The organism is Klebsiella sp. HMSC09D12, assembly GCF_001808475.1.
Lineage (GTDB): Bacteria > Pseudomonadota > Gammaproteobacteria > Enterobacterales > Enterobacteriaceae > Klebsiella > Klebsiella oxytoca.
On sequence record NZ_KV793503.1, the window covers coordinates 221421 to 235871 of the forward strand.

At 54.0% G+C, this 14451-nt stretch carries 13 protein-coding genes; 5 read left to right on the top strand and 8 right to left on the bottom strand.

What is annotated here, in order from left to right; all coding sequences use genetic code 11:
* Positions 1-54: 54 nt before the first annotated feature.
* The 5 genes from HMPREF3178_RS23550 to HMPREF3178_RS23570 are packed head-to-tail and all read right to left on the bottom strand — an operon-like array spanning position 55 to position 4756.
* Complete coding sequence (locus HMPREF3178_RS23550) at positions 55-1050, bottom strand: 2-hydroxyacid dehydrogenase (protein ID WP_004102238.1); 996 nt, start codon at positions 1048-1050, stop codon at positions 55-57.
* Between the two features lie 16 nt (positions 1051-1066).
* Positions 1067-1828 carry an SDR family NAD(P)-dependent oxidoreductase gene (locus tag HMPREF3178_RS23555; protein ID WP_070585525.1) on the bottom strand — a complete coding sequence of 254 codons (762 nt, stop codon included), beginning with the start codon at positions 1826-1828 and terminating at the stop codon, positions 1067-1069.
* A gap of 11 nt (positions 1829-1839) precedes the next feature.
* Positions 1840-3378: an FGGY-family carbohydrate kinase gene (locus HMPREF3178_RS23560; RefSeq protein WP_004102234.1), complete on the bottom strand. Its 1539-nt coding sequence runs from the start codon at positions 3376-3378 to the stop codon at positions 1840-1842.
* A 20-nt stretch (positions 3379-3398) separates the two neighbouring features.
* Positions 3399-3950, bottom strand: a complete 552-nt coding sequence (locus tag HMPREF3178_RS23565; RefSeq protein ID WP_004102232.1) for a glycerol-3-phosphate responsive antiterminator — start codon at positions 3948-3950, stop codon at positions 3399-3401.
* Positions 3951-3964: 14 nt separating this feature from the next.
* Positions 3965-4756: a class I fructose-bisphosphate aldolase gene (locus HMPREF3178_RS23570; RefSeq protein WP_004102230.1), complete on the bottom strand. Its 792-nt coding sequence runs from the start codon at positions 4754-4756 to the stop codon at positions 3965-3967.
* An 809-nt stretch (positions 4757-5565) separates the two neighbouring features.
* Between HMPREF3178_RS23570 and ecpA the strand changes: the two genes are divergently transcribed.
* From ecpA to HMPREF3178_RS23595, 5 genes are read left to right on the top strand one after another with little or no spacing between them, the layout of a single operon-like run.
* Positions 5566-6153 (top strand): common pilus major fimbrillin subunit EcpA, encoded by a 588-nt coding sequence (gene ecpA, locus HMPREF3178_RS23575; protein WP_004102228.1) that lies wholly within the window; start codon positions 5566-5568, stop codon positions 6151-6153.
* Between the two features lie 49 nt (positions 6154-6202).
* Positions 6203-6880 (top strand): EcpB family pilus assembly chaperone, encoded by a 678-nt coding sequence (locus HMPREF3178_RS23580; protein WP_004102226.1) that lies wholly within the window; start codon positions 6203-6205, stop codon positions 6878-6880.
* 10 nt (positions 6881-6890) lie between these two features.
* A complete protein-coding gene (locus HMPREF3178_RS23585) occupies positions 6891-9437 on the top strand; it encodes a TcfC E-set like domain-containing protein (RefSeq protein ID WP_029496817.1) in 2547 nt (848 codons plus the stop codon).
* A 1-nt stretch (position 9438) separates the two neighbouring features.
* The gene (locus HMPREF3178_RS23590) at positions 9439-11037 is read left to right on the top strand and encodes a hypothetical protein (RefSeq protein WP_049095578.1); all 1599 of its coding nucleotides are present in this window, start codon (positions 9439-9441) and stop codon (positions 11035-11037) included.
* Between the two features lie 11 nt (positions 11038-11048).
* A complete protein-coding gene (locus HMPREF3178_RS23595; protein WP_017145835.1) occupies positions 11049-11717 on the top strand; it encodes a fimbrial biogenesis chaperone in 669 nt (222 codons plus the stop codon).
* Here the strand turns inward: HMPREF3178_RS23595 and HMPREF3178_RS31370 are convergent.
* The 3 genes from HMPREF3178_RS31370 to HMPREF3178_RS23605 form a co-directional block, all read right to left on the bottom strand.
* Positions 11707-11850 (bottom strand): hypothetical protein, encoded by a 144-nt coding sequence (locus HMPREF3178_RS31370; RefSeq protein ID WP_004102219.1) that lies wholly within the window; start codon positions 11848-11850, stop codon positions 11707-11709. The genes HMPREF3178_RS23595 and HMPREF3178_RS31370 overlap by 11 nt on opposite strands.
* 245 nt (positions 11851-12095) lie before the next feature.
* Positions 12096-13016, bottom strand: coding sequence for a carbohydrate kinase family protein (locus HMPREF3178_RS23600; RefSeq protein ID WP_004113185.1), 921 nt, complete (start codon positions 13014-13016; stop codon positions 12096-12098).
* Entirely contained in the window at positions 13013-14383 is a 1371-nt protein-coding gene (locus tag HMPREF3178_RS23605; protein WP_017145836.1) for a hypothetical protein, read from the bottom strand. The genes HMPREF3178_RS23600 and HMPREF3178_RS23605 overlap by 4 nt, the downstream gene beginning before the upstream one ends.
* Between the last annotated feature and the right edge of the window lie 68 nt (positions 14384-14451).

Consider the following 14451-nt stretch of genomic DNA (forward strand, 5'->3'; position numbering starts at 1 on the left):
GCGAACCCGTGCCCAATGGGCCGTAGCAAAAACCTTAAGCGGCTCTTTTAATATTTAACCGAGTTGCTTCAGCAATATCTCTGAAAAAATCTTCGGCGAATTGCTGAAGGCATCAATGGTACTGCCGGCAATATGCGGCGTTATCGTGACGTTATTCAGCGAATAAAACGCGCTATCGTCCGGCAGCGGCTCGTCATCAAAAGTGTCGAGGGCAGCGCCCATGATTTTACCCGCCCGAAGCGCGGCGATCAGATCGCCTTCATTAATTAACCCGGAGCGCGCCGTGTTGACGATGATGGCGCTCTCCTTCATTAATTCAAAATGATGGGCGTTGATCAGGTTTTCCGTTTCCGGGGTCATACGGGCATGCAGCGAAATCACATCCGCACGGCGCACCAGTTCGTCGAGAGTATCCACCTTTTCATAACTTTCATGGCCGGGGACGTACTTATCGTAAAAGATAATCTCGCTGCCGAAACCGCGCAGGAAGCCAGCCACCAGCTGCGCGATATGCCCCAGCCCGACCAGACCTACCACTTTGCCGCCCAGTTCAGGAATGGCCCGGTGGTTAGGACTCTCTTTGCGCCAGAACTTATCGCGCAGCGCATCGTGTGAGCGGGCGATATTGCGCATTTCCGCCAGAATCATCCCGACGGTAAATTCCGCCACGCTGCGGGCGTTACGCCCCGGCGTGTTCATCACCTCAATTCCGCGCGCTTTTGCCTCCTCCTGATTAACGTTTTCAATCCCGCCGCGCAGCACCCCGACGTATTTAAGCTTTGGCAGCTTGTCGAATACCGCCGCGTTAACCGGGGCGAACTGGACTATCAGGATCTCCGTCTCCTCAGCACCCTGAAGCAGAGCGGCAGGCAGCGCCAGCGCCTCAGAACCTTGCTGTTCAACCAGTAAATTATCCTCCTGCAGTTTTTCAATTGACTCGTGCGACCATTCGCGTACTTCCACTGCAATACCTTTATCTTTGAGCGCTTTCAGACCCGCGTCCATCATCGCTGCATTGATAAACAGATCGGCAATTGCCAGACATTTCATAATCATTCTCCATAAATTAACGCATCAACATACCGCCGGTGACATCCAGAGTCGCTCCCGTCATATAGCGGGTTTTCGGTGAGACCATGAAGACGCCGATGTCGGTAATTTCGTGCGGTTGGGCCACCCGGCCTACCGGTATACGGCTGACGTAATAGTCAGGATTCTGTTCAATGTTTTTACGGATCATCGCGGTATCCATGATGCCGACGGCGATGTTGTTGACATTGATTTTCTGCTTCGCCACCTCGCGCGCCAGCGAGATTGAGAAGGCCACCAGACCCGCCTTACTGGCCGCGTAATGAGCATGACCGGTGGTTGAACCGTGGAAGGCCGCCTGAGACGTGATATTCAGAATACTGCCGGCCTGATCTTTCGCCAGGCAGTGGTTGACAAACAGCTGGCTCAGGTGGAACACCGCCTTCAGGTTGACGTCCATCACGCTATCCCACTCCTGCTGGGTGATTTCAGTGACGTAACCGCTCAGCCAGATCCCGGCGTTATTGACCAGAATATCGGCGTTCCCCAGGCGTTCGAGGCAGGTCGCGAACAGATTCTCCCGGCTATGCTCGTCGGAAAGATCGGTTTTCACCGCAATAATTTCGACGCTGGCGCTACTTTTTACCGTAGCGATCAGCTGTTCCGGGCGCTCCTCATCACGCATATAGGTGAAACAGATGTTGACCCCTTCTCGGGCGAGTGAAAGGACAAACTCTTTGCCGAGGCCCGTAGCGCCTCCGGTAACGATAGCCGTGCGGTGGTGTAAATTCAGATCCATACTTTCCTCACTTAATGCGTGATGTAGTTACTGCAGCTTTTCCACGGAGACTGCATTTCCGATAGCAGGTTTTTGTAAAGCTGATACTTATCCTGATAGACCTTGTTGCTGTCCGGGTCCGGTGTAACCGTTCGCGAAACGTGAACCATCTCATTTGAGGCGGCAAAGACGTCATCAAACCAGCCAACCATTACTGCGGCGGTCATCGCGGTGCCCAGCGTGCCGTGCTCTTTCACGTCGACAATCTCCAGGGTGGACTGGAAAATGTCGGCGAATATCTGCAGCCAGACCGCTGAGTTAGTCACGCCGCCCGCAATCCGGATGGTGCGGCTGAGCTGCGGGTTAATATTGCGTAACCGTTCGGTGTGATACAGGTGGCTGAAAGCAACCCCTTCATATATCGCGCGTAAAAAATGCGCTTTTTTGTGGAAACTATTCAGGCCGATAAACCCCGCAGAGGCGTCCGGGATGGTGTTGGAACCGAAGACAAACGGGAAGAACAGCAGGTGGCTCTCCGCGGGCGTGGTTGTGGAGACCAGCTCATTGCACAGATCGTAGACTGACGATCCCTGCGCAGCGGCGGCGGTGCGATCGCTCTCCATAAAGTTATTGATAAACCACTCCAGATTACTGGCGGAGGTGGGGCTTGCCTCGGTAATTAACCATTTGCCCTCAATCGGATAAATCGAGGTCATAAAGAGATCCTGGTCAATAACCGGATGGTCGGTCACGTATTCGTTAATGCTCCATGTTCCGGTAATAATTGCCAGCTTATCCAGGGTATTGATACCGGATGCGACAGATGACGCCGAGATATCAAACACCCCGCCCGAGACCGGCGTTCCGGCACGCAATCCGGTGAGCTGCGCGACGTCTTCGGTAATGTAACCGCAGCAATCGGTGGAGAGCTTGATGGGCGGAAGCTTATCGCGCAGATCGCCGAGTCCCCACCAGGCCAGCAGCGAGGCGTCATAGTCGCGGTCGCGAACGTTGATCAGGTTGGTTCCTGAGATATCGGTAAGTTCGAGAAAAGCTTCGCCGGTCAGATAAAAACGAATCAGATCTTTGACCATGAAAATGTAGCGCGCTTTACACAGTGTTTCAGGCTCGTTCTCTTTCAGCCAGGCGAGGAGGGCGACGGGCTGCCCGGCCCAGATAGACTGCATAGTTTTGGGCAAAATATCGCTAACAAACGTCGGGTCGCGGTACCACTTTTCTACCCAGGCCTTAGCCCGGCTATCGGTGGAGATAATTCCGTTGCGCACCGGGTCACCGGTTTCGTCCACCATATAAAGCCCGTTGCCGTGACCGGTTACCGCCACGCCTTTGATTTGGCTGGCGTCGATACCCGACTGCGCGATGGCTTTTTTAATGACTTCGACGTTAGCCGCCCAGAGTTCGTTGATATCCCGCTCGGTATGAAATTCCTTCGGGGTCAGCATTTGCGTTGATTTCGACGCGCTGGCCACCACGTTGCCGGCGCGATCGTAAATCGCCGCTTTTGTAACGGTGCCGCCGTTATCAATGCCCATGACATAGTGTTGTTTCATTCGCGTGGACTCCTTATGAGTTACCATAAACCGGGTTCGCTGGTGGTAATGCCTTTAAATCCGGCATGGAAAATTTTATCTACAAGGTATTTCCGCTTAACAAAGCCTCCGGCGATGAATATCACATCAAAGCCTTTTAAATTCCGGCTAATCAATTCCAGACACTGGCAGGCATATTCAGCAGGTAAGATTTCAATAGCATCTGGCGGGTTATGCTTAACAATATCGATGGAGTGATCCAGCGAGCGCGAGTCGATGAGCAGTACCCGAAAGATAGTTAACAATCCCTCTTTTTTGGCATAGCGTAGGGCCGAGAGATTGGACGAAATAACACCATCAACCTTGTAGTAATTTTTGAGCAAACTAATACCCGCCTGGTCAGGTTTAAAACCACCCAGTAGCTCGAGGTGAATAAGCACTTTCTTGCCACTCTGATGACATTTACCGATCAACGATTGCAGATTGCCAATATTCGCTTCGGATAACAGTACGTATTCTGATGCGCAGGCCAGCGCCTGTTCAAAATGTTTATATTTTCTGATTGAAGGAATGATGGTGTTATTTAAGAGCATATTAATATCCGATGTTATTTAGCCATATAGAGGCTGTAGGCATCTTCCGCTGTCGCATTTTCATGGATGATGGCATTCAGACCTGCTACTACTTTTGCCGGCTGTGGGTCCTGAGTGATATTGCGACCCACCGCCACGCCTTTTGCACCAACCTGCATGCAGTGATGAACAAATTTAAAATAACCGTCAATCCCGGTTTTCGGCCCGCCCAGCGCCAGCACCGGCACGCCGGCCGCTTCGACGATAAGCCGGTCGTCCTCGGTGCCGGTGAAGCGGGTTTTGATCACGTCAGCCCCCAGTTCAACGGCAATGCGGGCAGAGGCGGCGATAACGGCCGGATTGTTGGAGTCGTCGCTAGTGACGGGATAGCCGTACGGCAGGGATTCCACGATCAGCGGTACGTTCCAGCGGTCGGCGGCCTGCGCCAGCTGCATCGCCATGATATGCGTTTTCTCCTCATTGAACGCACCGGGAAAAGTCATGCACACCACGCCTTCCGCCGCCACTTTCAGCGCGTCCTCAATGGAAAATACGGGGGTGGTATCGGGAACGGTATTGTCAAAAATACTCACTGTGCTATCGACGCGTAATACAACGGGGACGCAATTGAAAACTTCACGGAAATTTTTCAACATGCCCCAGGTCACCAGCGCGCAGTCCAGACCGCTGTCGACGAGGGCCGGGAGCTGGTTTATCGTATTATCAATACCATTAGTTTTGGTCGAAAAATAGTAGCCATCCAGCGCCAGAGTGACTGATTTACCATCTTTTGCGAAAATGCGAGAGAGACGACGTTCTTTAGACATTTTTGACTCCTGAGATAGGAAAAAAACAAAAAGGCCCTCAGAGACTTTCGTCTCTGAGGGCCTTCGATTCACTTACCCTTTTGATAATCGTTCAGCTACCCAAACCATTATCAATTAATTTTTTCAGCCTTATGGGTGGGGTTTAAATGGTGTTTAATTTAAATCCGTTCCTTTGCTTGAATTAATTACTAGCATGTCTTAGTTCTTTCTGTCTAGCCATTGTTGATAAACTGAGATGCCTGTCACAAATCCGGGTTGAGTTTAAACTTATCGGTACTGGCGAATGGGTTGTTGTACTGTTCTTAACCAGCGATATTTATGATGAGAACCTGCTGGAGGAAACTTTCAGGGGATATATTTACACCGGGAAATGTTTACCTGATTCATCATTCGGCTATTCCTTCATTTTTTTCTACTGAACTCAGATTAAAAACGATCCCTGTGCGCTGTTTCTGTTGGTCGACGCCGTGTTTTATCCTGGGGTCTGCGATGATTCGCCCATGGTCAGGAGAAAAGTCTTAAAGAGATTATTTTAAAACCACGACAGATCATCCTCTCAGTTTCCTTTTACTGAATGTAATGACGATTATTCTTATTTTTGACAGCAATAGACAGCTGCCTGTCGGGAATTTATACTTCGCCGCATTGAAATTTCAATATACATTTAGCTCGGCGTTTGTCGAATGTCTTCAGCGCTGCAGCGTCGTTTTAATAGCCCGTAATTAATCTTATTTTGCTCTCGGGGCAAAATATCTCTGTGGCGGCAACGCCAAAGCACTACATCTGGAAATGTTTATTAAGGATATATAATGAAAAAGTCTCTTCTGGCAGCATGCGCGACGTCCATTCTTTTTTGCTCCGGCGCCATGGCTGCGGACGTAACGGCTTCCGCAACGGCAAGCTGGGATGCTTCTGCAACAAAAGATACCACCAGCCTGTTGGTCGTTACGCCGCTGCGTTCCGTCTCTTTTGAATATGCCGAAGGTCTGAAAGCGTTTAATTCACAGGATGGGGCGTTTGATATTACCATTCAGGGGCAGGAGAACGCGTCCGATTTCGTTTTAACCTCTCAACTGGTGACCAACACGCTGACCCGCGCTACGGATAACTCAACGCTGGAAATTGGCGTGGCATGGAACGGTGAGAAGCTGTCCAAATCCACGCCGGTGAAAATGATGGATATTAGCAATAATATTACCGCAGGCCTGGAAGCGCTGATCGCGGGATATGCTGATAAAGATAACCGCACCAGCACGCAGAGCGCCTTCCTGTTTACCGTCGATTCCGCTACCTCAAATGGTACCACCGCGACGCCTTTCGCTTCCCTTGCCGACGGCTACTGGAGCGGCGATGTGAAGGTGCAGTTTACCGCCGAGTGGACGCTGTCTCAGAGCTAATATCGCCTTTAAATTTGCCAATAAGGAGGGGTAGCCCTCCTTTATTTTAATGATGAAAAAATTATACCCATTTTTATTTCTGCCGCTGTTAATCAGCGCTAGCGCGGCGGCGATTGGCGTTGGGGAAGTGACCTCCATTATGTTCGCCAATGACCAGATGCTGGCGAAAGAGATCGATAACGCCAGCGACTCGGCGCGATTTGTTAGCGTCAGCGCCCACCGCCTCTCTACGCCGATGGCAGGGGGCAAAATTATTCCGATGGAACAGCCCGGCGAGTTGCTTTCTACCCCGGCAAACGTAATTCTTCCCGCCGGCGCCAGAGAACATTTCCGCTTTATTTATCATGGTCCTGAAGATGATAAAGAGCGCTATTACCGGCTGTCGTGGCTGGATGAACCGGTGAGCGATCATCAGGCCAGCAGTAATTCACGTCACGGTATGGCGACAACCTCAGCGCAAATTAACACCATTCTGGTGGTGGCGCCGCGCAAGGCGAAATTTAACTATCAGCATCGCGGCGATACGGTGACGAATACCGGCAATGTGACCTTCCGGGTTATTTCCTATGGGCCCTGTAAAGATCCTGAAAAAAATAAAGGCGAGGGCTGCCGTGAACGTTATTACGTCATGCCCGGACTTAGCGCAAAAATAACGCATACGCAGGTCGCGAATAAACAGACGCGAATCGGTATCTGGCACGAAGGTAAATATATTCACGTCAAATAGAGAATTACAGATGTCAGGATGGTTATTCAGAAAAGGAATGCTGCTGCCGGGAATATGTCTCGTCTGTACCGTCGATGCTTCAGCCAACGAAAGCGCGGGCAGAGCGACGCTGCTGCGGGTGGGGGATTATGTTATTCCGCCCGTTTTTGCTGATGCGCTTAAGCAGGGGATGCGGGTACCGGTTTTTATCCGCTACAAAGAAGCGGAACTGCCGTCGCGCAGTCGGCAAAAAATCGCCGATGCGCTGATTGCGACCAAGGACGGGGCGCTGACGATCCGCGAACTGACGCTGCTCTCCACGCCGGATAACCTGTCGCTATCTGCGCCAGTAGAGGAGATTGTCAATGGTCTGCAGGACCAACAATTTTCTGCGGATATGACGCTGCGTCTCTCCGGCGCGGCGCAGATCACTTTCGACGTCCGGGCATTTTACCTTGAAATGATCGTCGATCGCAGCGCGCTGGCGGCGACGACGCTTGCCAGGCACAGCGTTTTGGGCGACTCAACCGCCGGTGCGCCGTCGAACGTGCTCAATTATACCTTTGGTACTTATCATCACCGTTATAACGGCTACGACGGCACCAGCAGCTACCTGACGCTGGATAACACCGCGGCATTTCGCGAGCACCACGTGAATATCAACGGCTCTTTCTACGGTATCGGCTCTGGCGACAGCAGCGGTAACCTCTACCGGGCGATGTATGAGCGCGATATGGCAGGCCAACGCCTGGCGTTGGGAATGGTCGATACCTGGAATCTACAATCCATCGCCAGCATGAGCGCGCTGAATTCCAGCCGCATCTACGGCGTGAGCTATGGCAATAAAAGCAACTCGCGCCTTGAAGATACCGCCCTGTCCCTGACGCCGATTACCGTCTTTTTACCAGCGGCGGGCGAAGTGCATATTCTGCGCGATGGCAAATTACTGAGCATTCAGAACTTTGCGATGGGCAGCTACGAAGTCAATACCGCAACGCTGCCGTTCGGCATATATCAGGTTGAGGTGCAGGTTGTGATCAACGGCAAAGTGGCCAGCAGCCGCACGGAACAGATTAACAAAACCTACGCCCGTCGCTCGAGCGTCACCGAGCGCTGGTCGTGGCAAGTATTCGGCGGAATGCTCGAATACCATAAAACCGACTATCGACCACAACATGCCCGGCGCGAGGGGAAGCAGGAAACCTGGCTTAGCGGCGGCGCGGCGGCGGTCACGCTGCCCTGGCTCGCCGGGACTGGGTTTAAAACCACGCTATACGGTTTCGACAGCAACGCCGTAAACGAAAGCGAAGTGGATGTGTTGTTCAACGAACGTCTGCGGGTTAATCAACAGGTTTTGCTGGCCAACGACGGCAGCAGGAAAAGCATCACCACCCTCAATCTGAGTCTGCCTGCGGGCTATGGTTCACTTTGGGGTTCGCGAGAATTTACGCATATTGGCAATCACTTACCGCTGCGCAAAGGGGATTACTTTACCTGGGGGACAACGCTGCCGCTGCAATCGCTGACGCCCTACCTCGGCACATTGACCTTCAGCCGTACGGAAAACTACAGTAATAAAACGCGTTATAACAACCTTGATTACTCGCAGACGCTGGCGTCGGGGCGCTACGGTACCGTTACCCTGAGAACCGGGGTGCAGAATTACCACTATCAGCGCAACCAGGACACCACGCGGGATAAATACATTAACCTCGATTTTTCGTTGCCGCTGGCGGCGTGGTTCAGCGCCGGGGTTTCCAGCGAAAACGGCAATATGCTGGCGAATATGGCGCTCAGAAAACGCTTCGCCGATAGCGCCATCACTCAGGCGGGCATCTCAGCTTCCCGGCGGTTAAAAAGCAAAGAGAGCGAGAGCTACCGCAGCGATAAACGGGCGATCAATGGTTTTGCCAGCTACGACACTAAATACAGCAGCGGCACGCTATCCGCCACCCATGCTTCGGATAACAGTACCAACCTCAATTTCAGTACCCTGGGCAGCGTCGCCTGGACCGGAAAAGATGTTGTTCCGGCCAAAGGAAGCCATACATCGGGGGTGCTGATCCATACCGATTTCCGCGACAACGCCACTATGACTGCCAAAATTAACGGCCAGCATTACCCGCTCAGCGGCCAGAAAAACTTTATTCCGCTGCCCGCCTATGGGCGCTACAGCGTGGAGCTGATGAATGACAAACGCAGCGCCGATAGCGTGGATATCGTCAGCGGCAGAAGCCATCAGGCGGTGCTGTATCCCGGTAATGTGGACGTTATTCGTCCGGAGATAAAACAGCTGGTTACGGTGTTTGGCCGCATTCGGCGCGATAACGGCACCGTCGCCGCCCACCTCGATATTCATAATCACATCGGCAAAGGGCGCACCGATGGACAGGGAGAATTCGCCATGGATGTTGATAAACGCTATCCGACCATCACTCTGGTCGAAAAAAACGGACAGCGCTGCGAGCTGGAGCTGAATCTGCAGGAAGCGCGCGGCGCGGTGTGGATGGGGGACCTGCAGTGCGAGGCGCAGATGCGTATGGCGGTACAGGGGGAGGGGCAGCGTGACACCTGGTAAACTGATTTGCGGCCTGGCGCTGGGCGCTTGCCTGGCGACCACGTCATTCCAGAGCCTGGCGGTGAAAGCCAGCAGCAGCGGCTCGGGGAAAAATGACTATATGTTTATTGAAAACCATGTCGATAACGAATATTTCGTTACCCCCGGCAGCCTGGACCCGCGCTTTTCCGGCGCAAACGTCTGGACCCGCTACTCGACGAAGCAGCGCAGTCTGGGCTATATGGGCTACGTCAGCTGGAGCTATCGATCCTACTACTACGATATGTGGTTGTCGGACTCGCCGGTGAATTCACCGTTTATCGGCATTCGCTGTATGACCACCGGCGCCGACTGCCCGTCGCAGGGCTATATTTCCGGCGAGGTCATTGATAGTGAAGGTTTTTATCATACGATGTCCGGAAGCTCTTTGAACAATGGCGGCACCGGCTACGCCACGTTCTCCCCGGCAATGTATGAATATCTGCGCAACCGTCAGCCTGGCGAGAGCGATGCCTTTGTGCTCAATCTTTGTTACACCAAAACTAATTACGATGCGGCATCCGGCCAGCGCTGTCGGGATCTCGCCTCGGGCGCGACGTGGCGTTATTACACCATCAATGCCACTAAAGTCGGGCATTTAACGCTGAACAGCACCGGCGCGCTGGCGGAAATCTGGATTGCCAGCGACGGCACGCCCAGCGTCAATATCGGTAGCGAGCACTGCGAGGTCAGTATCGTCGGCGGCGAAAGTGGGATGACCTGTAAAATGGTGTCGTATCGCTATCGTCAAACCAAGCGGGTGACCTCTTCTCTGTCATTTGAAATGGTGGTCGATACCGCCAGGCTGGGCTTTAGTCCGGCGTCTAAAACCATCAAATATAGCGGCAATGGATCCACCTGGTATAACTGGAGCGCTTCCACTACCTATAGCAACGTCTTTACCCCCGAAGGCCAGTACGTTTATGTGTTCCTCTCGAAAACCTTTTTCCAGAACCTGATCCAGCGCGGAATTAGCATTACCAATAACGACGATTTGTTTACCTTCTTCTTTGATAACAGTAACACCGCGCAGTCCGGGTTTTATCAGTTTACGGCGTCGAGTATGATCAATATTCTGCCGAAAGAGTATGGGATCAGTATTGTGTCCACGGACGGCAATGCTGCGCCGAAAGAGTCGGGCAATATCGGTGACCCGACGCCGATCGGCTTTGAATATCAGGTAACTGTCTCCTCCGAGCGTATGGCGGACGCGGTGACGGCTCAGGTGATTGGCGAAGGCACCTCTATTGATGGTGTCTCATACTGCCTGTTTATGTCGCAAGAGGGCGGCTGGCAGGTGCCGATCCCGGCCTTTCTCTCCTGGACGGCATCCACCGGAGAAACCCGCACCAGCCGCAATAGCTGCATCGATGCGGAGATCGATATGACCGCTGCGCGCTGGACGCAAACGCCGTGGAATGCGGCAATTGATGACGGCTACTATTTCACCACCCGCCTGCAGCTGCTGTTTCCGATGGACGATCCGCGCTCCAGACGCACTCTCGACGGCAGCGACTGGATGGGAACGGTCAACGCGAGCGGCGAGGTCAGAGTGACCGCCAAATGGCTGGGCGTCGAGTGAGAGGCAGATTAATGAAAGCCGCTGCTATGCTGTTGGCCGCGTCGCCGCTGGCGGCGGCAGGGGCGTTTTTTAATGCCGTCGTGTATGAGATACCCTCCGACCGGGCCTTTATCTCGCAGCCGCTGTATAACGACACGCCGCGTAATAATATGTACTCCATCGCGGCGTGGAAAATTGCCAAACCCGGCGCGGGGAATGAACCGGTTCTGCCTAATCAGGGCGAACTGCTCTACGCCCCGCTGCGCTTCAATTTACCGCCGGGAAGCAGTGAATATTTCCGTCTCTATTACAAAGGCCCTGAAGATAATCAGGAGCGCTATTATCGCGTGGTATTCAAAGAGACGCCGGTGACGCTGATACCTTTCAGGGCGACGCCGCAAAAGATGGATGTACTGCCGGTGGTGGCGATGAGCACTATTCTGGTCGTCAGGCCGCGTCAGCAGCGCCTGGAGTGGCAGATAGATGAACGCCAGGGGGAGATTTACAATAGCGGAAATACGTTTTTTCGGGTGATTGTTCACCAGGGGTGCGCGGGGAGTGATGAACGCGCCACGCAGCTGTATCTGCTGCCGGGCGAACGCTATCGCGACGCGGCTCTGGCAGGGAAAAACAGAAAATTCGTGGTGGCCAATCAGCGCTACTTTCCGTTGGGGAAGGCGTGCCCTGATTCTATTCAGTGAGCAACAGGGATTCGACCATCAGCTGCGCCAGCAGCAGCAGCAGGGCAATCAGCGCCAGCCATTTCGCGGGACGAAGCTTATGCTCCGGAATAGAGGTATTACGTAAGCGCACGAGCCATGGAGTATTTTTCATTATTGACGTCCTGTCCCTGATGTCTGTCAGCGAGATCGGCAGAAAATAGATCACGATCTAATTGTCTGATATTAATGGATTAGTAGGTAATAACCCATGATTAAATGAAGCTGGTTTAGCTTTCATTCAATAATTGGGATATAAATCATATCCACAATAAATAAAGATGATGGTCCATCCATAAACGCTATTTTCAGACCATCATCCGGTCGCCTGGGGTTTACAAAGGGTGGCGTCCTCCGTCTTCAGAGCTCATGGTCCCACGGCGGGTTAGCCCCCGGCCTGGAGACCGTCACCGCGGCGGCGCGCATACCGAGATCGACCGCGCGTCGCACCTGCTCTCGTGACAGTGTCACTAATTTAGGCTTCTCAAGGAGTCCGGCTTGCGAAAGGCTGGCGAGAATACCGGCATTGACCGTATCCCCGGCGCCGACGGTATCGGCAACCGTTACGCGAATCCCTGGAACATGAAGATGGAAATTAGCGGTCCAGGCATCGGCGCCGTCAGCCCCGCGGGTGACCACGATAAGCTTTGGTCCCAGAGCAAGCCAACGGCGTATGACCGCGTGTTCTTCGCCGGGTTCGGCAAACCACGCGAGGTCCTCATCGGAAAGCTTGACGATATCCGCCAGAGCAATCATCCGCATCATGCGCGCCAGGTGTTTCTGCCGGTCCTGGATGAAGATTTCACGAATATTGGGGTCGAGGAACATCACCCGGCGCGGCGCCTCTCTTACCATCAGCGCTTCATAAACGCTGCCGCACGGTTCGGCTATCAGGCTGATGCAGCCGAACAGGACGGCAGATACGTCATCACCGAGCGTCGGCAGGTCGCTTTCAGTCAGCATTCTGCCGGCGCTATTCTCATCGTAAAAGGTATAGCGCGCCTGTCCGCCTTCCAGCCTGACAAAGGCCAGCGTGGTCGGTAGCGGCGCGCGGGTTGAGGGCGAATAATCCACGCCGGAGGCGTCAAGCGTGTGGCGCAGCATGTCACCCATAAAATCGTCCGATAAACCGGAAAACAGCGCGACCGCCATCCCCTGGCGCCCCAGGGCGATGGCGGTATTGAACGCCGCGCCGCCGACGCAGGGCGTAAAGGCGGGAGCATTTTCACGGCTCCGGCAGGGCAGCATATCGATCAGGGCTTCTCCGCAGCAAAGGATCATGGCTTTTCCTCCCGGCTCACCGCGACCTGCGGCGGCGTTTCCAGGCCGTCGGCTACCTGCATCCAGTTGTCAGCGAATATCCCGCAGGCGGTCTTGATATCGACCCCGACCGGGAGCTCCGGACACTCGTTTTCCCCGTTGCTGCCCCAGTTCACCCAACCGGACTGACGGCGCTGGACTATCTGAAACGCGCCGGAGGGGCGGGAGGTCCACCAGATCATCGCCCGGCCGCTCGCTGAATCGTACTCGACGGTTTTACTGGCTGGTCCCGGGAACACGGTTTCATCCGGCACGGCGGAAACGTTGACGGGAGAATCAGTCAGGCGCCATTCCCGTTCATTCAGGTCGGCGCGAACGTGCGCCCGGGCGCGCACAACGCCAAGCCTTTCGCGGATTTCAGCTTCATCCAGCACGTTTTCCCAGCGGCAGAACATTCGCCAGTAAAGATCCCAGTGAGCGGAGGCCATATCGGCGAGCTGTTCGCGGAATTCGGCAAATTTCGGGCTCTGGTTTTCAGAGGTGGTAACGGTATGAGCCACCATGGCGACCAGCTCTTCGGCGTAGGGGTCGCCTGCGCGATAGCGGGTACCGCCGTAGGCCGCGAAGCGGTCAAACAGCAGTTTTCCCGGACCGCTTTCAAACTCGTCGCCGACGGTGATCTTGTTGGTCACCGAACGCCCGTTGATGACCGTCGAAAAGTCATCCACCCCGTAGCGCCGCTGAAACCACGGGGTATTCCAGCTGAACTTCCAGTCGATGGTGAAGTGCTTACCGCGTAGCTCCGCTAATAACCCATCGGGGATCGTGCCGTGCATGCGATAGTGATGATAGACCGGGCCTTCCTCAACAATTTCAATATCAACGAGGGTATGTTCCGGCGGGTTAATCAGCCCATTTTCCGGGGTAAAGAACGGACCGTAAAAACCGCCGATGGCGTTATTCCCGGAAGGAAGCAGCTCGACATTGTCCTGCAGACAGCGAAAATGGCGCAGCCCCCACTTGGATGAACCCACGCCCTGGGCGGTTCCCCGACACATTTCCAGATCGAAGCAGCCGGTATTGAGGCGGACAAAACAGTCTTTCTCCCGGCCAGGCAGGCGGTGGATACCAGCGACTTCACCGACTTCAGCCGCCGTTAACGGCCGCTCAAGCCGCATCCGGAGCGTGCCGCTGAAGCTTACCGTAGCGATAAAGGCGGTACTGTTTTGCGTCGACTCATGAGTGAGGCGCTGGCAAAGGATCCGCTGGTCCTCGCTGGTGATTGCCCACCACAGGGGCTCCTGCAGTTTCTCCGGGAGAGTAAACGTAATCGGTTCGCGATCCCGGGTAGCGTTCATCGGGTCCGTCAGCGTAATGTGATATGTCATGGGCGTAGACTCCATTAAAATTTAAGCATGCGAAGACCCGCCGCCAGCGCGGCGGATAAACAAAGCGT